The sequence below is a fragment of the Streptomyces aurantiacus genome (assembly GCF_001418335.1).
GTDB lineage: Bacteria > Actinomycetota > Actinomycetes > Streptomycetales > Streptomycetaceae > Streptomyces > Streptomyces aurantiacus.
In genome coordinates, this window is record NZ_LIPP01000243.1 from 1 (window position 1) to 17,785 (window position 17,785).

Annotated in this window: 17 protein-coding genes; 11 read left to right on the top strand and 6 right to left on the bottom strand. The window is 71.8% G+C overall.

The window, feature by feature from the left end; all coding sequences use genetic code 11:
- The first annotated feature begins 427 nt into the window (after window positions 1-427).
- The 3 genes from AOK01_RS28795 to mtnB are packed head-to-tail and all read left to right on the top strand — an operon-like array spanning window position 428 to window position 2,366.
- Entirely contained in the window at window positions 428-1,027 is a 600-nt protein-coding gene (locus AOK01_RS28795; protein ID WP_055516777.1) for a 1,2-dihydroxy-3-keto-5-methylthiopentene dioxygenase, read from the top strand.
- Window positions 1,028-1,029: 2 nt separating this feature from the next.
- On the top strand, window positions 1,030-1,761 hold the full coding sequence (mtnC, locus tag AOK01_RS28800; protein ID WP_055516800.1) for an acireductone synthase: 732 nt from the start codon (window positions 1,030-1,032) through the stop codon (window positions 1,759-1,761).
- Window positions 1,758-2,366 (top strand): methylthioribulose 1-phosphate dehydratase, encoded by a 609-nt coding sequence (mtnB, locus tag AOK01_RS28805; RefSeq protein ID WP_055516779.1) that lies wholly within the window; start codon window positions 1,758-1,760, stop codon window positions 2,364-2,366. The genes mtnC and mtnB overlap by 4 nt, the downstream gene beginning before the upstream one ends.
- A 149-nt stretch (window positions 2,367-2,515) precedes the next feature.
- Here the strand turns inward: mtnB and mtnA are convergent, their stop codons facing one another.
- Complete coding sequence (gene mtnA / locus AOK01_RS28810) at window positions 2,516-3,547, bottom strand: S-methyl-5-thioribose-1-phosphate isomerase (protein WP_055516781.1); 1,032 nt, start codon at window positions 3,545-3,547, stop codon at window positions 2,516-2,518.
- A 397-nt stretch (window positions 3,548-3,944) separates the two neighbouring features.
- On the opposite strand from mtnA, the gene AOK01_RS28815 reads away from it, so the two are divergent.
- From AOK01_RS28815 to AOK01_RS28845, 7 genes are all read left to right on the top strand, one after another.
- Window positions 3,945-5,006: a BMP family ABC transporter substrate-binding protein gene (locus tag AOK01_RS28815; RefSeq protein ID WP_055516784.1), complete on the top strand. Its 1,062-nt coding sequence runs from the start codon at window positions 3,945-3,947 to the stop codon at window positions 5,004-5,006.
- Window positions 4,987-6,681, top strand: a complete 1,695-nt coding sequence (locus AOK01_RS28820; protein ID WP_079103839.1) for an ABC transporter ATP-binding protein — start codon at window positions 4,987-4,989, stop codon at window positions 6,679-6,681. The genes AOK01_RS28815 and AOK01_RS28820 overlap by 20 nt, the downstream gene beginning before the upstream one ends.
- A gap of 1 nt (window position 6,682) precedes the next feature.
- Window positions 6,683-7,807, top strand: coding sequence for an ABC transporter permease (locus AOK01_RS28825; protein ID WP_055516785.1), 1,125 nt, complete (start codon window positions 6,683-6,685; stop codon window positions 7,805-7,807).
- Window positions 7,807-8,676 carry an ABC transporter permease gene (locus AOK01_RS28830; protein ID WP_055516787.1) on the top strand — a complete coding sequence of 290 codons (870 nt, stop codon included), beginning with the start codon at window positions 7,807-7,809 and terminating at the stop codon, window positions 8,674-8,676. The genes AOK01_RS28825 and AOK01_RS28830 overlap by 1 nt, the downstream gene beginning before the upstream one ends.
- Entirely contained in the window at window positions 8,673-9,437 is a 765-nt protein-coding gene (locus AOK01_RS28835) for a nucleoside phosphorylase (protein WP_055516788.1), read from the top strand. Before AOK01_RS28830 ends, AOK01_RS28835 begins: the two co-directional genes overlap by 4 nt.
- A complete protein-coding gene (locus AOK01_RS28840; RefSeq protein WP_245702449.1) occupies window positions 9,434-10,783 on the top strand; it encodes an amidohydrolase in 1,350 nt (449 codons plus the stop codon). The genes AOK01_RS28835 and AOK01_RS28840 overlap by 4 nt, the downstream gene beginning before the upstream one ends.
- A 173-nt stretch (window positions 10,784-10,956) precedes the next feature.
- Window positions 10,957-12,012 (top strand): PAC2 family protein, encoded by a 1,056-nt coding sequence (locus AOK01_RS28845; protein WP_055516790.1) that lies wholly within the window; start codon window positions 10,957-10,959, stop codon window positions 12,010-12,012.
- A gap of 57 nt (window positions 12,013-12,069) precedes the next feature.
- On the opposite strand, the gene mshC is transcribed toward AOK01_RS28845, so the two are convergent.
- The 4 genes from mshC to AOK01_RS28865 all read right to left on the bottom strand — a co-directional run bounded on the left by mshC (window position 12,070) and on the right by AOK01_RS28865 (window position 15,683).
- Window positions 12,070-13,299 (bottom strand): cysteine--1-D-myo-inosityl 2-amino-2-deoxy-alpha-D-glucopyranoside ligase, encoded by a 1,230-nt coding sequence (gene mshC, locus AOK01_RS28850; RefSeq protein ID WP_055516792.1) that lies wholly within the window; start codon window positions 13,297-13,299, stop codon window positions 12,070-12,072.
- A 155-nt stretch (window positions 13,300-13,454) separates the two neighbouring features.
- On the bottom strand, window positions 13,455-14,339 hold the full coding sequence (locus tag AOK01_RS28855; protein WP_079103840.1) for an SCO1664 family protein: 885 nt from the start codon (window positions 14,337-14,339) through the stop codon (window positions 13,455-13,457).
- Window positions 14,303-14,893, bottom strand: coding sequence for a DUF3090 domain-containing protein (locus AOK01_RS28860; protein WP_055516794.1), 591 nt, complete (start codon window positions 14,891-14,893; stop codon window positions 14,303-14,305). Before AOK01_RS28860 ends, AOK01_RS28855 begins: the two co-directional genes overlap by 37 nt.
- A 103-nt stretch (window positions 14,894-14,996) precedes the next feature.
- Window positions 14,997-15,683, bottom strand: a complete 687-nt coding sequence (locus AOK01_RS28865; protein ID WP_055516796.1) for a histidine phosphatase family protein — start codon at window positions 15,681-15,683, stop codon at window positions 14,997-14,999.
- A gap of 61 nt (window positions 15,684-15,744) precedes the next feature.
- Between AOK01_RS28865 and AOK01_RS28870 the strand changes: the two genes are divergently transcribed.
- Window positions 15,745-16,743 (top strand): magnesium and cobalt transport protein CorA, encoded by a 999-nt coding sequence (locus AOK01_RS28870; protein WP_055516798.1) that lies wholly within the window; start codon window positions 15,745-15,747, stop codon window positions 16,741-16,743.
- 23 nt (window positions 16,744-16,766) lie between these two features.
- Here the strand turns inward: AOK01_RS28870 and AOK01_RS28875 are convergent, their stop codons facing one another.
- Window positions 16,767-17,555 (bottom strand): ferritin family protein, encoded by a 789-nt coding sequence (locus AOK01_RS28875; RefSeq protein ID WP_055516809.1) that lies wholly within the window; start codon window positions 17,553-17,555, stop codon window positions 16,767-16,769.
- Window positions 17,556-17,785: the final 230 nt, after the last annotated feature.

Here is a 17,785-nt window from a genome sequence, read left to right on the forward strand (position 1 = left end):
GCCCGCCTCGCCTGTCCTGCCCGTCCGGCTCGTCCCCACCGCCCCGTAGCGTGTCCATGAACAGATTGTCACCGTGCGCACCGTGCTCGTCACGCGAACTCACAGCATCGGCACACCCGTTGGCACACTCGTTGACACACCCGTCGGCGCGGTGTCGGCGCGGTGCCGGCCGAGACGGCTTCTCAGTGGTTGAGACAACAACTTCCTCGCACCTGGTCGGCCCCCGATCGGGAGTTACGATCTCAAGACCGGCACCCGACCCGGGACAGTGAGGCCTCCGATGACGACACCCTGCGCGACAGCGACGCGACGCTGTACCGACGCGGCGTGTCGCGGCTGATCACAGGCCCGGATCCCTGCTTCGAGCCGCCGCCCGCCGCGCGGTACCGACTCACTCGCTCGTCGATCGACCCTTGGAGTTGCTCCCATGACCCTGCTGACCACGTGGCCCGAGTCCGGACCCGGGACGACGGTGCGCCGCACCTCGGAGCCCGCCGAGATCGCCGCCGCGCTCGCTCCCCTCGGCGTGCGCTACGAGCAGTGGCCCGTCCGTGAGGACGTGGCCGCCGACGCCGACAGCGCCACCGTCTTCGCCGCGTACGGGCCGGAGATCGACAGGCTCAACGCGGAGGAGGGCTTCACCACGGTCGACGTCCTCGGACTGCACCCGAGCGACGACCCGGAGTACCCGGTCAAGGCGAAGGCCGCACGGGAGAAGTTCCTCCAGGAGCACACGCACGACGACGATGACGAGGTCCGGTTCTTCGTCGCCGGCTCCGGGATCTTCTATCTGCACGTGAACGGCGAGGTCCACGCCGTGTTCTGCGAGAAGGGCGACCTGCTGGGCGTGCCGCGCGGTACGACGCACTGGTTCGACATGGGGACGTCACCGGCGTTCACCGCGATCCGGTTCTTCCACGAGGAGGACGGCTGGATCGGCAGCTTCACCGGTTCCCCCATCGCCGGCCGCTTCCCCGACTACGACACCATCGCGGCGGGGTACGAGCAGGACCGGGCCGCGGCGTGAGCCTGCCGCTGGTGTTCGACGTGGACGCCGTGGTGCTCGACATCGAGGGCACCACGAGCGCCACGGGCTACGTCGTCGACGTGCTCTACCCGTACTCGCGCTCCCGTTTCGGAGCGCTGCTGGCGGAGCGGAGCGACGATCCGGCGGTACTGCGGGCGGTCGCCCAGGTCCGGGAACTGCTGGGCGAGCCGGACGCCGACGCCGTACGGGTCGAGAAGGCGCTCGACGAGTGGCTCGACGACGACGTGAAGGCCACCCCTTTGAAGACCCTTCAGGGCCTCATCTGGTCCGAGGGGTTCGCCCGGGGCGACCTGGTCTCGCACTTCTACGACGACGTGGTGCCCGTCCTGCGCCGCTGGCACGGTGCCGGCGTACGGCTGCACGTGTACTCGTCCGGGTCCGTGGCCGCGCAGCGCGCGTGGTTCGCGAGCAGCCCGGACGGTGATCTGCTGCCGCTCGTCGACGGGCTGTACGACACCGAGAACGCAGGGCCCAAGCAGGAGCCCGCGTCGTACCGCCGGATCGCGGAGGCGAGCGGTGTGGCGGCCGGGCGTCTCCTCTTCCTCTCCGACCGGCCGGGCGAGCTGGACGCGGCGCGCGCCGCGGGCTGGCACGCCGTCGGGATCAGGCGGCCCGGGGAGCCGTACTACGAGCAGGGCGTCGGGGACCACGCGCAGGCGGGGTCGTTCGACGAGATCAGCGTCAGCGTCAGCACTTCGGGGAGCACCACGTGAGCACCGACATCAGCACACTCGATCTGGAGGAGGCCGGGGCCGTCCTCGCCGCCGAGTCCGCCCGCTTCGCCTCCTTCGGCTGGATGCGGGGCACATCCGGGAACCTCTCCGTGGTGCTCTCCCGTGACCCGCTGCGGCTCGCGGTCACCGCCAGCGGGCACGACAAGGGCGAACTGACGCCTGCGGACGTCGTGCTGGTCGACGGCCGGGGCGCCGCGGTCGGTGACGGCAAGCCGTCCGCCGAGGCCGAGCTGCACGCGCGCGTGGCGGAACTGACCGGCGCCGGGGCCGTGGTGCACGTCCACACGGTGGCGTCGGTGGCGCTGGGGCGGCGTTCGCCGGGCGGGATCGTCTTCCAGGACCTGGAGATGCTCAAGGGCATCGGGCAGGCCGCCCATGACGTGGAGGTGACCCTGCCCGTCATCGCCAACAGCCAGGACATGAAGGTCCTCGGCGATCGGCTGGAGGCGGCCCGTGACGTCCGTATGCCGGCGGTGGTGGTGGCGGGCCACGGTTTGTATGTCTGGGGCGACAGTGCTCGTCAGGCGCGGCATCACACGGAGGTTGTGGAGTGGCTCCTGGAGCTGGAACTTACGGGTCACTGAGGGTTGTTCGTCGGCTGCGGGGGTGTGGGGGCTGGTCGCGCAGTTCCCCGCGCCCCTAAAAGATTGCGCCGTTCCCCGCGCCCCTTAAAGACAAAAGACTGCGCCGTTCCCCGCGCCCTGAACCGCGCCTCTGACGGGTCGGCCCCGGCCTACCTCAGCCGGTTTCCCGGCAGTTCCCCCGCCGAGACCTCCAGTACGCCCCGTTCGGTGACGAGTGCCGTCACCAGTCGGCCCGGTGTCACGTCGAACGCGGGGTTGTGGCCGCGTGATCCGGCGGGAGCGGTCCGGACTCCCGCCCACTCCAGCACCTCGGCCTCGTCCCGTAGTTCGATGTGGATGTCGGCGCCCGTCGCCGTCGCGACATCCACCGTCGTCGTCGGCGCGGCCACCAGAAACGGCACGCCCGCGTCGGCGCAGGCCAGTGCGATCCCCACGGTGCCCACCTTGTTCGCGGTGTCGCCGTTGGCCGCGATCCGGTCGGCGCCGACGATCGCCGCGTCCACCTCGCCCCGCAGAATCGTGCCCGCGGCGGCCCCGTCCGCCTGGACGAAGTGCGGGATTCCCTCCTGGACCAGCTCCCAGGCGGTCAGCCGCGACCCCTGCAACAGCGGGCGCGTCTCGTCGGCGTACACGACCTCCAGCCGTCCCCTGGCGTGCAGTTCGCGGATGACGCCGAGCGCCGTGCCCCACCCGGCCGTGGCGAGGGCTCCGGTGTTGCAGTGGGTCAGCACCCGCAGCGGCCGGTCCTCGTCGACGCGCTTGAGCAGCCAGTCCGCCCCGAACGCGCCCATCGCCCGGTTCGCCGCCACGTCCTCGCGCTGCATCCGGGCCGCCTCGGCGAGCACCGCGTCGAGCCCGTCGTCGAAACGGGTCAGCACCCGGTCGACGCACACCATGAGGTTCACCGCGGTGGGCCGCGCCGCACGGACGCGCGCGACGGCGGCGAGGACCTCCTCGCGCGACCATCCCTCGCGCGCCCCCTGGAGCATCGCGAGGGCCACCCCGTACGCCCCGGCCGCGCCGATCGCCGGCGCCCCGCGGACGACGAGCCGGCGGATGGCGTCCACCAGGTCGTCCACGGTGCTGATCCGGCGGGTCTCGGTGCGCTGCGGGAGGACGGTCTGGTCGATCAGCGCAAGGCTGCTTCCGGTCCACTCGACGGCGCGCAGTTCTCGGGGCATAGCGGGGCACTCCTGAAGTTCCGAAGATGCGCGACACCGTACATGACCTCGGAGAACCACAGTTCGAGACAGTCGAGCGGATGTCCGGAAACCGGTGTTACAGTCCAGCACCCGCAGCCCTCAGGGCCGATCACGGCCGATCAGAGTCGATCAGGGCCGCCCAGGGTCAAGCAGCGTCGATCGGGCCGACGCGAAGGAGGACGTGTGTTGTTGACGATGCGCCGCTTCCTCGACCACGGCCACTGCGCAAGCGACGGCTGTCGACGCTGACCGCCGTGACACCGGCTCCCGCTCCGGTGTCCCCCGTGCCTGCCCCTCGCTCCACCTTCAGCTTCACCTCTCAGCGTTTCCGCCAGAGCGCGCATCGCCGCACGCACCTTCACGGAAGGCCGGTCCCATGCCTCGTACCCGTAGATCCCGCTCGCTCCAGCTCGCCGCCGTCGCCACCGGCACCGTGCTCCTGGCCGCCGCCACCGGCTGCAACGCCGCGTCGAAGGACGACAGTTCCTCCGCAGGCGCCAAGAGCGGCGGCAAGTCCTTCACGCTGGTGACGCCGGACCCGGTCGGGCAGAACCAGTTCCTGAAGCTCGCGGTCGACGGGGTGAAGGCCGCGGCCAAGACGCACGACGGGACGCAGAAGGTCTACCAGTCCTCCGACAGCGCCTCCCAGCAGCAGAACGTGCAGGCCGCGGTCGACGCCGCGCCGGACGTGATCGTACTGGTCGGCTTCGAGTTCGCCGACCTGGTCGCGCAGCAGGCCGAGGCACACCCCAAGCAGCAGTTCCTGGTGGTCGACGCCTGCACGGAGAAGACGTTCAAGAACGTGAGCTGCGCCGTCTTCCGTGAGCACGAGGGCGTCTACCTGGCGGGCGCCGAGGCCGGACTGCTCAGCGAGAGCGGCAAGGTCGGCGCGGTCGACGTACTCGACACCCCGCAGTTCCGGCGCTACAGCGACCCGTTCGCGGCCGGCGCCGAGAAGGTCGCGCCGAAGACGACCGCGAGCACCCGCTTCGTCGGCGGCCAGTCGCCGTTCGACGACTCGGCGCGCGCCAAGGAGCAGGCCAACTCGCTGCTCGCCAAGGGCGCCGACCACATCATGGCGGCGGCCGCGGCCGGCAACTACGGCGTCTTCGAGGCGGCCCAGGCGAAGAAGGCGTACGCGTACGGCGTGGACGTCAACCAGTGCACGGCCGCTCCCGGCACCGTCGTCGACAACGTGATCAAGAAGACCGACGTCGCCGTGCAGGAGGGCATCGAGCAGGTCATCGGCGGCAAGGCCGGCAAGACCGTCTCGTACGGCCTCAAGGAGGGCGGCATCAGCCTCACGGGCCTGGAGGACGGTGTGAAGTCGTCGAAGTGCGTGATCGCCGACCACGAGGACGTGCTGAAGAAGGTCGAGGCGCTGCGCGACCAGATCGTGTCCGGAGAGCTGACGGTCGATGACCCGGCGGCCAAGTGACACACCGGCGGCGGCCGGCGGAGTCCCCGACGGGACGCCCGCGGCCGGCGCCGGGCCGACCGCGGCCGGAGGCAGCCTGCCCCCGGCCCTCGGCGGACTGCCTCCGGCCGTCGAGCTGCGCGGCATCACCAAGCGCTTCCCCGGCACCCTCGCCAACGACTCGGTCGACCTGACGGTCCGGCGCGGCGAGATCCACGCGCTGATGGGGGAGAACGGCGCGGGCAAGTCGACCCTGATGTCCGTCCTGTACGGGATGGAACGGCCGGACGCGGGATCGATACGGATCGACGGGGTCGAGGTGTCCTTCGGGAGCCCGAGCGCCGCGATGGCCGCCGGGCTCGGCATGGTCCACCAGAGTTTCAAGCTGTTCGACTCGCTGACGGTCGCCGAGAACGTCGTCTACCGGGCCGAGCCGCGCCGCTTCGGTCTGGTGGACCGGGCCGCGGCGCGGCGCCGGGTGCGGGAACTCGCCGCCGAGCACGGCCTCGCCGTCGACCCGGACGCCCGGGTCGGCGAGCTGCCGGTGGGGCTGCGCCAGCGCGTGGAGATCCTGAAGCTGCTGCACCGCGGCGCGCGCACACTCATCCTCGACGAGCCGACGGCGGTCCTGACGCCCGCGGAGGCCGACGCGCTGTTCGTGGTGCTCAGGTCGCTGACCGCGCGGGGCCGCACGGTGATCCTTGTCACCCACAAGTTGCGTGAGGTGCTGGAGGGCAGCGACAACGTGACGGTGCTGCGGGACGGGCGGGTCGTCGCCCGGCTGCGTACGGCGGACACGAGCGGCGCCGGGATCGCGACCGCGATGACCGGCCGCGCCGTCGAACTGGACCGCGTCTTCCCGCCGGGCACACCCGGTGACGTCGTCCTGGACGTCGAGGGGCTGAGCACGGCCGGCGTGCACGACGTCCGGCTGTCCGTACGCGCCGGGGAGATCGTCGGCATCGCGGGCGTCGCGGGCAACGGGCAGAGCGAGCTCGTCGAGACGCTCGCCGGGCTGCGGCCCGCCGCAGCCGGGCGGGTCGTACTGCGGGGCGAGGACATCACGAATGCCTCGGCCACCGAGCGGCGCGCGAAGGGCCTCGCGTACGTTCCGGAGGACCGTCACGCGGTCGGCACCGCGCCCGCGGCGTCCGTCGCGGACAACCTCGCGATGGGGCACCACCGCACGACGTTGTCCTCCCGGCACGGACTGCTGCCGCCGTCGGCCGTACGCTCCCACGCGCGCGATCTCGTCGAGCGCTTCGGCATCAAGGCGTCCACGCCCGACGTGCCGGCCTCCGCGCTGTCGGGCGGCAACCTCCAGAAGCTGCTGATCGGCCGCGAACTGGCCCACGCGGCACCGCTGTTGCTGGTCGAGCAGCCCACGCGCGGCGTGGACATCGGCGCCATCCAGGCCATCCACGACGAACTGATCGCCTATCGCGACGCGGGCCATGCGGTCCTGCTCGTCTCCGCCGAGCTGAGCGAGATCCGCGGCCTCGCCGACCGCGTCCTGGTGATGTACGAGGGCCGCGTGACAGCCACGTACGACAGGTCGGACGCGTCCGAGGCGACGCTCGGCCTGGCCATGGCGGGCGGCGCGGAACGCTCCGCGGACCCGGCGGCGTCCGTGGGTGCGCCGGCCCGGACGACCGCCGCCGCCCCGCTCGACACCCCCGCGCCGGACGGAGACTGACATGGCCGTGGCCCGTATCAAGGGGGCGGCCCGTATCAAGGGGGCGCTGCGCTCCCCCGTCACCTTCTCCGTCGTCGCCGGGCTCGTCATCGGCGCCCTGTTCCTGATCGGTACCGGCGCCGATCCGCTCGCCGCCTACCGGGCGGTCGTCACCGGCTCGCTCGGGGCCGACGGGATCGGGTCGACGCTCAGCACCGGCACGAGTGTGCTGGGGATGTCCCTGGCGCTGGCGATCCCGCTGCGTGCCGGGCTCATCAACCTCGGCGGGGACGGGCAGATGGTGCTCGGCGGCATCGCGGCCGCCGTCACCGGGCTGTACTCGCCGCTGCCCGCGCCGCTCACCGTCGTACTGGCGCTGCTCGCCGGAATCGCGGCCGGCGCCGCCTACGCCGCGCTCGCCGCACTGTGCGAGAACCGGTTCGGCGTGCCGCTCCTTGTGAGCAGCCTGCTGCTCAGCTATCCCGCCACCTCGTTCGCCTCGTATCTGGTGCGGTATCCGCTCAAGGAGCCCGGCTCCAGCCTGCCCCAGACGCGGCAGCTCCCGGAGGGGGTGGCGCTGCCGGCCTTCGGCACGTCGACGGTGACGATCGGTCTGGTGCTGGTCGTCCTGGCAGCCGCCGCGTACTGGTTCGCCGACCGGCGCACGGCGGTCGGGTACGAGATCCGGATGACCGGCCTCAACGCGCGCTTCGCGGCGTACGCGGGGGTGGAGCGCAAGGGGCTCACGCTCCGGCTGGTGGCGACCTCCGGCGCGCTCGCCGGTCTGGTCGGTTCGATCGGCGTCCTGAGCTTCCCCTACCGCTTCCTCGACGGGTCGCTGACCGCTCCCGGCTACACCTGGACGGGCCTGACGGCGGCGCTGCTCGCGGCGGCGGCCCCGCTGGGCACGGTCCTCGCGTCGTTCTTCTTCGCCGTCCTCCAGGTCGGCGGGCTTTCGATGGAGCGCACGACCGACGTCCCGCGCGAGCTGACGCAGGTGCTCCAGGCCATCGTCATCGTGTTCCTCGCGGCACGGCTGCGCTTCCCGCGCCTGCGTCGCAGAAAACCCGAAGGACCCGACGGACACGAGCCCGACGGACAAGGGCCTGCCGCACAGAAGCCCGCCGCACAGGGGGAGTTCGCCTGATGTTCTTCGACTCCGATCTCCTCATGTCGGCGCTGCGCGCGCTGACGCCGATCCTGCTGGCCGCGCTCGGTGGCGCCCTCTGCGAGCGGGCGGGCGTCTTCAACATCGGCCTTGAGGGCATGATGCTGATGGGCTGCTTCACGGCCGTCGCCACCAGCTGGTTCACCGGCTCCCCCTGGCTCGGCGTCCTGGCGGCGGCACTCGCCGCCGCCGCGTACTCGCTGATCCTCGCCGTGGGCACGGTCACCCTGCGCGGCGACGCGGTCGTGCTCGGCATCGCCATGAACCTCCTGGCGGTGGGACTGACCAGTTTCCTGCTGCGTACGATCTTCGGCGTGCAGGGCACTTTTGACGACCCGTCACTGGCCGGGCTGCCGTTGGTCGGCGGTTTCTCGCCGCTCGCCTATCTGGCGTGGGCGGCGGTCGGGGTGTCCGCGCTGCTGCTGTCCCGCCATGTGTGGGGGCTGCGGCTGCGCGGGGTCGGTGAGGCACCGGACGCCGCTGCCACGCTCGGGGTGAGCCCGGCCCGTTACAAGTACGCGGCCGTGCTCCTTTCCGGTGTGCTGTGCGGACTGGCCGGGGCCCAGCTCGCCCTGGGCAACGTCACGTTGTTCTCCGAGAACATGACGGCCGGCCGGGGCTGGATCGCGGTCGTCGCGGTCATGCTCGGGCGCGCCCTGCCGCTCGGTGTGCTGCTCGCCGCGCTGCTCTTCGGTCTCGCCGAGGCGGCCGGCTTCCGGCTGCAGGGCCTCGGTATGCCGCAGCAGGCGACCGACGCCGCGCCGTACGTCGTCACGCTCGTCGCCCTCTTCCTCAGCACGGCGCAGCGCCGCCGCCGCAACGCCCGTACGACTGGAGTCGCCTCATGACGCAGGACCAGGACCTGGCCCCCATCACGCGCATACCCCGCACCGGGCTGCCACCGCGTGCCGTCGTGGTGGGGGACCCCGCGCGCGCCGCGACCGTCGCCGCGCTGCTCGACGGCGCCGAGGAGGTGTCGTACCACCGCGAGTACCGTGCGTTCAGCGGGAGTTGGAAGGGCGTGCCGGTCGTCGTCGCCTCCCACGGGGTGGGCGCGCCGGGTGCGATCCTGCTCTTCCAGGAGCTGGCGGACGCGGGCGTGAGGACCTTCCTTCGGTTCGGCACGGCGGGCGCGATGCGGCCCGGGATCCAGGACGGCGATCTCGTCGTCGCGGAGGCGGCCGTACGCGACGACGGGGTGACCCAGCAGTTGCTGCCGCCCGAGTATCCGGCGGTGGCCACGCCCGAGGCGGTGCTCGCGCTGGAGTCGGCGGCGCGGGAGCAGGGCGCCCCGTACCACCGCGGTCTCGTGTGGACGCGGGCCGCTTTCCAGCCAGGGCTGATACCCCTGTTCTCGTACGACGGGGCGGGGCTCGCGGCCATCGAGATGGAGCTGTCCGCGCTGTATGTGACGGCCTCGCTGCGCGGACTGACCGCGGGCGGCGTCCTCGTGATCGACGGCGCGAACGCGGACGAACTCGTCGACGAGGCCGCCACGGGCGGCTACGACCCGCACCGCGAGATCGTCGCGGCGGGCGTGGAGCGCGGCGGTGTGGTCGCTCTGGAGGCCCTGCGTCTGCTCGCCGAGGCCGAGGAGCGCGCGCTGTGACCACCATCCCCTCCCGCATCCCCTCCCGACGCCCCGCGCCCGTCGACCTGTTGGTTCACGGCGGTGACGTCCTGACCGTCGACGAGGCCGGCACCGTCGTACCCGACGGGGCGGTGGCCGTCCGCGACGGCGAGATCGTCGAGGTGGGCCCCGCCGAGGAGCTGCGCGCGCGGTACGCCGCCGCCGACACCCTCGACGCGACCGGCTGCCTCGTGCTTCCCGGCCTGGTCAACGCGCACACCCACCTGGCGATGACGCTGCTGCGCGGTCGCGCCGACGACGTGACGCTGCAGGGCTTCCTGGAGCGCGTGCTGCGCTGGGAGAGCGAGTTGCTGTCCGCGGACAACGTCGCCACGGCGATCCGGGTCGCGATCGCGGAGAGCGTACGGGCCGGGGTGACCTCGGCGCTCGACATGTACTGGTTCCATGAGGCCGCCGAGCGGGTCGCGCTGGAGGCGGGCTGGCGGTTGCACACGGGGCCGACCTTCATGGACGTACCGGACGCGGCCGACGGGATCGCGTACGAGGACCGGCTGGAGTGGGCGCGTCGCGACCTGGTCGGCCGTACGCGGCGGCCCGGTACGCGCCCCGTGCTCTTCGCGCACTCCGCCTACACGCTGTCTCCCGAGCAGCTGACCGGGATCGGCGCCCTGGCAAGGGAGTTCGGCGCGCTGCTGCACATCCACGCGGCGGAGAACGCCACCGAGGTCGCCACCGTCGAGGTGCGGCACGGCAAGCGGCCGGTGGAACTGCTCGACTCGCTCGGCCTGCTCGGCCCCGATCTGCTGCTGGCCCACGCCGTGGACCTCACGGGCGCCGAGATCGCGGCGCTGGCCCGGACCGGCACGTCGGTCGCCCACTGCCCGGTGTCCAACCTCAAGCTGGGCTGCGGCATCGCGCCCGTGCCGCGGATGCTGAGCGCGGGCGTGACGGTCGGCCTCGGCACGGACGGCGCGGTCAGCGCCAACACGCTGGACGTGCTGCGCGCGCTGGGCCTCGCCGCCCTGGTGCACAAGGCCGACGGGGACCCCACCGCGGTCGGCGCGGAGCAGGCCGTGCGCATGGCCACCATCGAGGGCGCCCGGGCCCTGGGACTCGGCGCCGAGCTGGGCTCACTGGAGGCGGGCAAGCGGGCCGACCTGATCGTCCTGGACCTGAGCGGCCCGCATCTGGCGCCCCGCCACGACCTCTGGTCGACGCTCGCGTACGCCGCGCGCGCCGACGACGTACGGGACACACTCGTCGACGGCCGGGTCCTGATGCGCGACCGCACGCTCACGACGCTCGACGAGGGTGCCGCGCTCGGAGACCTGGCCGCTCTGGTGTCACGGTCCGGCCTCGTGTGACCTCTCGGGACCTCGTGCGACCTCTCGGGGCAGCGCGGGCGGCTGCAGGGTGTTCGGAGGCGGTGAACGGGGCAGTGATGCGGTCACCTCCCCGTGCGAGGGGGCTGCGGACGCCCTCCGTACAAGCCGTAAGGTTGGGGCGTACGTGAGGGCACGTCGGAAGGAGGCACTGGGTGATCGAGCTGGACGGGGTTCCCGAGCTGGTCGACCCGGTCATGGTGGCCGCGTTCGAGGGCTGGAACGACGCCGGCGACGCCGCCTCCACAGCGGTCGCGCATCTGGACAGCGAATGGAAGGGCGAGGTGTTCGCGGCGCTCGACGCCGAGGACTACTACGACTTCCAGGTGAACCGCCCCACCGTGTGGCTGGACGGCGGTGTACGCAAGATCACCTGGCCGACGACAAGGTTGTCGGTGGTCCGGGTCGGCGGCGACAAGCCGCGGGACCTGGTGCTGGTGCGCGGTATCGAACCGTCGATGCGCTGGCGCTCGTTCTGCAACGAACTGCTCGGCTTCGCCCATGAGCTGGGCGTGGAGCTGGTGGTGATCCTCGGCGCTCTGCTGGGCGACACCCCGCACACCCGCCCGGTGCCGGTCAGCGGGGTCACCTCCGACCCGGACCTGGCGCGCACGATGGACCTGGAGGAGACCAAGTACGAGGGCCCCACGGGCATCGTCGGCATCCTCCAGGAGGCGTGCACCCACGCGGGCGTACCCGCGGTGTCGCTGTGGGCGGCCGTGCCGCACTACGTGTCGCAGCCCCCGAACCCGAAGGCGACGCTGGCCCTCCTGAACCGCCTGGAGGACCTCATCGACATGCGGATCCCGCTGGGCGAGCTGCCCGAGGACGCCCGCGCCTGGCAGGTCGGCGTGGACCAGCTGGCCGCGGAGGACAGCGAGGTCGCCGAGTACGTACAGACGCTGGAGGAGGCCCGGGACACCGCCGAGCTGCCGGAGGCGTCGGGCGAGGCGATCGCCCGCGAGTTCGAACGCTATCTGCGCAGGCGGGACGGGGGCGGTCCGGCGGCACCGCCCGGCAGCCACGCCACGGAGAGCGGCGACGCCGCGCCGTTCCTCCGGGACACCCCGGGCGGCCGCACCAGGCCGCCGAAGCCGCAGCGGCCGGAGACCACCGACGACGACGCCGGCCTCGCCGAGGGTCCCGCCGACTCTCCGGAAGGCTCCGAGGGCCCCGAGGGTCCGGAGGGCCCCGAGGGTCCAAAGGACTGACCCGCCGAACCCGAAGGGCCGGTGCGCCGCAACTCCCGGCGCACCGCCCCCGGTTCCTTAGAGCGCGACACCCATCAGGGCGTCCACGGCACGCGAGACGACGCCGGGGGCGCCCTCGTCCGTACCGCCCCGCTCCTCCTGGAGCGCGGCCCAGCGGTCGACGGCCACGAGGGCGGCCGGTGCGTCCAGGTCGTTCGCGAGGGCCTCGCGGACCTCCTCGACGAGCGCCTCGGCCGACGGGCCGTCCGGCCGCGACACGGCAGCCCGCCAGCGCTCCAGCCGCGCGAGCGCGTCCTGGAGCACCTGGTCGGTCCACTCCCAGTCGGCCCGGTAGTGGTGCGAGAGCAGCGCCAGCCGGATGGCCGCCGGGTCGACGCCCGCGCGGCGGAGCGTCGACACGAAGACGAGGTTGCCCTTGGACTTGGACATCTTCTCGCCGTCGAGCGCGACCATGCCGGCGTGCACATAGGCCTTGGCCATGGGGAACTCGCCGGTCAGCGCCTGCGCGTGCGAGGCGCCCATCTCGTGGTGCGGGAAGGCGAGATCGGAGCCGCCGCCCTGGACGTCGAAGCCCATGCCCAGGTGGTCGAGCGCGATCGCGACGCACTCGATGTGCCAGCCGGGCCGGCCCCGGCCGAGCGAACCGCCGTCCCAGCTGGGCTCGCCCTCGCGGGCGGCCATCCACAGCATCGGGTCGAGCGGGTTCTTCTTGCCCGGGCGGTCCGGGTCGCCGCCGCGCTCCGCGGACAACTGCCGCATCGTCGCCGCGTCGAGGCCGGACACTCCGCCGAAGTGGGGGTCCGCCTCGACGGAGAAGTAGACGTCGCCTTCGAGTTCGTACGCGGCTCCGGAGTCCCGCAGCCGCTCGACCAGCGGAACGATCCCCGGTATGGCCTCCACCGCGCCGATGTAGTGCCGCGGGGGCAGCATCCGCAGGGCGGTCATGTCCTCGCGGAAGAGGGCGGTCTCCTGTTCGGCGAGAGCCACCCAGTCGACGTTGTCCCGCACGGCGCGCTCCAGCAGCGGGTCGTCGACGTCCGTCACGTTCTGGACGTAGTGAACCTGCCGCTTGGTGTCGAGCCACACGCGCTGTACGAGGTCGAAGGCGTTGTAGGTCGCCGCGTGACCGATGTGGGTCGCGTCGTACGGAGTGATGCCGCAGACGTAGATACGGGCGACGGGACCGGGGTCCAGGGCCACGGAACCACCGGTCGCGGTGTCGTGGATCCGGAGGTCGCGGCCCTTGCCGGGCAGGGCGGGGACTTCGGAAGCGGGCCAGGCATGCATACCCTGAGCCTAACCGGACGGATGTTCCGTATACGAACCGGACCAGGCCATATGACCTGACAGGCGCTCTTGCGAACGGCCCCGGGGTGTGCGTCCCGAGGCAGTCCCGGCCTGCTTCCGCCCGTCCCCGCCTGTTCCCGCCCCGCCGGTCCCGGCTACACGGGTGGCCAGGGGATCGCGGGCCAGTCCCCCGAGGGCTCCGGGTGCCGTCCGGAGGCGAGCAGAGCGGCCACACGCGCGCGCGTGGCGTCCAGTTCCGCCTCGGTGATCAGTTCCCCCAGCCGTGCGCCCAGCGCCCCGCCCAGGGCGTCCCTGAGCCGTTCCAGCGCCTCGACGGCCTCGGGGGTGAGCTTCTCCCCCGCCCAGCCCCACAGCAGCGTACGCAGCTTGTTCTCGGTGTTGAACGTGACGCCGTGGTCGATGCCGTACAGCCGGCCCCCGGGCGCGGGCAGGAGGTGCCCGCCCTTGCGGTCCGCGTTGTTGATCACCGCGTCGAGGACGGCCATCCTGCGCAGCCGTTCGTCGTCGGCGTGCACGAGCAGGGCCGTACGCCCCTCGCCGACCTCGGCGCGGCCGACGGCCTTCCAGCCCTCGCCGGGCTCCTCGGCGTCGACGAGCGCGAGCAGTTCGCCACCACCGTCACCACTACCGCCGTCGCTGTCCGGCGGGTCGATCCACAGCTGGCACATGCCTTCGCCGTACGGCCCGTCGCGCAGCACAGTGGGCGGGACGAGCCCCCAGCCGGTCGCCTCGGACACCTCGTACGCCGCGACCTCCCGCTGGGCGAGGGTGCCGTCGGGGAAGTCCCACAGCGGCTGCTCGCCCGCGACGGGTTTGTAGACGCAGGACGCCTCGCGTCCCTCGTACGACACGTCGCACAGCAGCACCGCGTTCGAGGCCTCACGGATGCGGCCGCGCACCGTCAGCTCACCCTCGGTGAGCAGCTCAGTGAGTTGCCCGATGAGTTGCTCGGTGAGCTGTTCGGTGAGTTGCTCGGCGGTGGTCACGCTTCGCGGCGGTATCCGTTCTGGCGCGGACATACGTGTCCTTCCGGGTCGAGCGGGAGACTGCACAGCGGGCAGGGCGGCCGGCCGGCGTTGACGACGTCGAGGGCGCGCTTGCAGAAGGCGCGGGCCTGCGCGCCGGTGAGGCGGACCCGCAGCATCGGCGGGCCGTTCTCCTCGTCCTGCAGAAGCTCCTCCTCCGCGGCGGCCAGGTCCTCCTCGGAGTCGGCGTCCAGCTCCACGAGCGCCTGCGCCTCGACGATCATGCGCTGCTCGTCACCGTCCCAGGCGAGGGCCATGGTGCCAACCCGGAACTCCTCCTCCACGGGTGTGTCGAGCGGGCGGGTGTCGGAGACCTCCGCCGGGGCCATCGCGGGCACGGGGGCGCTGCCCCCGGTACGCCGTACGACCTCGTCGAGAAGCTCTTCCATGCGTTCGGCGAGTGCCGCGACCTGCGTTTTCTCCAGGGCCACGCTGGTGACCCGGGGGCCCGAGGAGGCCTGCAGAAAGAAGGTACGGCGCCCTGGCAGCCCGACCGTACCGGCTACGAAACGGTCCGGCGGGTCAAAGAGGAACACCTGACGGGACACGTCCTGTCTCCATTGGATCGATCGACTGCTTCTGCCGTCGACTGCGTCTGCTGCTGACAACTGCTGCGCTGCTCCGACCGCTTCACCCTACTGCGGCCGACGATCACGGTGCGCCCGCACCGCCCCCTACCGCGGCGTCGCTGCCGGACGGCTCCTCGCGCGGCGCGAGAGACGTGAAATCGCCGGTGTCCCCGAGGCGTACGAGAAAGGGCCGCAGTCGTGTGTAACGGATCGCGGTGATGGAACACGGTTCTACGGAGATCCGCTGGAAGAGGTCCAGATGAAGACCGAGTGCGTCGGCGACGAGCGACTTGATGATGTCGCCGTGCGAGCACATGAGGTACACGGCGTCGCTGCCGTGATCGCGCTCCACGCGCGCGTTCCACTCCCGTACCGCTTCGGCGGCCCGGGTCTGCATGGCGCGCATGGACTCACCGCCCGGGAACGCGGCGGCGGAGGGGTGCGCCTGCACCACCTCCATGAGGGGTTCGTCCATCAGCTCGGCGAGCTTGCGTCCGGACCAGTCTCCGTAGTGGCACTCCCCTATGCGCTCCTCGGAGTGGGCGCGCAGTTCGGGCCGGGCGTCGAGGAGCGGCTGAATCGTTTCCTGGCAGCGCTGCAGGGGGCTGCTGACGACTTCGGCGAGCGGCAGGGCCGCGAGGCGCCCCGGCAGCGCCGCGGCCTGCGCCGCACCGCGCTCGTCGAGGGCGACGCCGGGGGTCCACCCGGCGAGCAGTCCCGCGGTGTTGGCGGTGGAACGTCCGTGCCGGACGAGGATCAAGGTGGGCATGCCGCCCAGCCTAGGCTGGGCCCAAGTGTGGCGGCGCCGCAGTGACGGGAGAATACGCTCTGTGATCATGGACTGTGCCATCTACCGGGACGGGCACCGGACCGAGGGGCCTGAGGACCTGTCCGACGCGCTGGACGCGGCACGTTCCTACGGGGACGCCTTCGTGTGGATCGGGCTGTACGAGCCGACGGAGCGGGAGTTCGACCTCGTCACCGAGGAGTTCGGGCTGCACGAGCTGGCCGTCGAGGACGCCCTCAAGGCGCATCAGCGGCCCAAGCTGGAGGTGTACGACGACTCGCTGTTCGCGGTCCTCAAGCCGGTGACGTACGAACCGGACAGCGACACCGTGTCGTCGGGCGAGCTCATGATCTTCCTGGGGGACTCCTTCGTGGTGATCGTGCGGCACGGCGAGGGCTCGCCGCTCAAGTCGGTGCGCGGCCGGCTGGAGAAGGACCCGGAGATGCTGCGTCTGGGTCCGACGGCGGTGCTCTACTCGATCGCCGACGCCACCGTCGACCACTACCTGGAGGTGGCGACCGAGCTGCAGACCGACCTGGAGGAGCTGGAGGCGGAGGTGTTCTCGCCGAGCGACGGCGGTTCCCGGAACATCGCGTCGCGGATCTACACCTTCAAGCGGCAGATCCTGGAGTTCCGCAGGGCGACCGGACCGCTGTCGCTGCCGTTGCACCGCCTGGCTGGCTCGGGCGTGGGCGGTCCCGCGGTGCCGTTCGTCCACGACAGGGCGCAGCCGTTCTTCCGGGACGTCAACGACCACCTGACCCGCGTCAACGAGTCGGTGGACGCGCTGGACCGGCTGGTCTCGGACGTCCTGTCGGCGCACCTGGCGCAGATGAGCGTGCGGCAGAACGACGACATGAGAAAGATCTCCTCGTGGGCGGCCATGGCCGCGGTCCCCACGATGATCGCGGGGATCTACGGCATGAACTTCGACCACATGCCGGAGCTGCACTGGGTGTGGACCTATCCGGCGGTCATCGCGCTCATGGCGGTGCTTGAGGTCCTCCTGTTCCGGCTCTTCAAACAGCGGGGCTGGCTGTAGCGGGGCCGGCTGCAGCGGCGTGCTCAGGCGAAGCCGGGTGCCGTGGTCGACGGCCCGCCCAGGGCGTCGCGGCGCTCCGGCATCGTCAGGGAGACCATCCGCCGCCGGCCGACCGCCCGCTCGTACGCGTACAGGGCGCGGATGCCCGCGGCGAGCAGCGCCGCCTTGGGCCTGGACCAGCCGAGGATGCGCCCCATGTGGTCCATGACGGCGAGGCTGACGTCCCGGTAGACGCCGATCTCGGCGAGCGCGCACTCGCGCAGGGTCCGCCGGATGGTCCGGCCGTGGCCCGCGCGGGCGAAGCGCAGCAGTTCCTCGTGGCAATAGGCGAGGTGGTTGTCCTCGTCGTCGGAGATCATCCGTACGGCCTTGCCGATGTCCGGGTCGTCCCCGAAGTACCTGCGGAGCATGACCATCTGCTCCGCGGCACGCTGCTCCGTGACCCTGCTGTGGGACAGGTAGGTGACGATGTCCCGCACGGTGAGCGGCTCGTCGCGGCGGAGCCTGTCGTGCGTGAGGCCGATGCCCTTCTTCTCCAGGAGCATCGTGTAGTCGGTCTCGGGCGGGACCTCGACGGGTGTGAGACCCCGTTTCTTCATGAGCGCGTTGAAGATCCGGCCGTGTTTGTCCTCGTCCGCGCCGTGCCGGCTGATCTTGGGTGCGAGGGCGCGCTCGGTCTCCGGGACGAGGGCCGCGATCCGCCCGTTCTCCCAGCCTCCCTGTGACTCCCCGCCGGCGGCGATGGAGCAGAAGAGCCGGAACGACTCGTCGTTGTCGATGATCTCCTGGAAAAGACTCCTGGCCGAAAGCATGACTGCCACCTCCACGCAGGGCTCCCGCCGTCGTGCGGGACTCCGCAAAGAACGAGTCAAATGCGCAGTCAGGAGCGCGGCAACACCTGTGTCGGACAAATCCGCCGAACGGTGGATGCCAGGAGCGTAAGAGGCGCGTAACCGAGCGGGTCCATGACGCGTTGTTCCCGTGACGGCCGTGGCGGGGAAGACCCCCGAGCCCCCACCACGGCCGGAGAACTCTCCCGCCC

Coding starts and splice junctions, on each gene's coding strand:
- AOK01_RS28795 (WP_055516777.1), top strand. CDS start 428: ATGACCCTGCTGACCACGTGGCCCGAGTCCGGACCCGGGACGACGGTG.
- mtnA (WP_055516781.1), bottom strand. CDS start 3,547: ATGCCCCGAGAACTGCGCGCCGTCGAGTGGACCGGAAGCAGCCTTGCG.
- AOK01_RS28815 (WP_055516784.1), top strand. CDS start 3,945: ATGCCTCGTACCCGTAGATCCCGCTCGCTCCAGCTCGCCGCCGTCGCC.
- AOK01_RS28820 (WP_079103839.1), top strand. CDS start 4,987: ATGACCCGGCGGCCAAGTGACACACCGGCGGCGGCCGGCGGAGTCCCC.
- AOK01_RS28825 (WP_055516785.1), top strand. CDS start 6,683: ATGGCCGTGGCCCGTATCAAGGGGGCGGCCCGTATCAAGGGGGCGCTG.
- AOK01_RS28830 (WP_055516787.1), top strand. CDS start 7,807: ATGTTCTTCGACTCCGATCTCCTCATGTCGGCGCTGCGCGCGCTGACG.
- AOK01_RS28835 (WP_055516788.1), top strand. CDS start 8,673: ATGACGCAGGACCAGGACCTGGCCCCCATCACGCGCATACCCCGCACC.
- mshC (WP_055516792.1), bottom strand. CDS start 13,299: ATGCATGCCTGGCCCGCTTCCGAAGTCCCCGCCCTGCCCGGCAAGGGC.
- AOK01_RS28855 (WP_079103840.1), bottom strand. CDS start 14,339: ATGTCCGCGCCAGAACGGATACCGCCGCGAAGCGTGACCACCGCCGAG.
- AOK01_RS28865 (WP_055516796.1), bottom strand. CDS start 15,683: ATGCCCACCTTGATCCTCGTCCGGCACGGACGTTCCACCGCCAACACC.
- AOK01_RS28875 (WP_055516809.1), bottom strand. CDS start 17,555: ATGCTTTCGGCCAGGAGTCTTTTCCAGGAGATCATCGACAACGACGAG.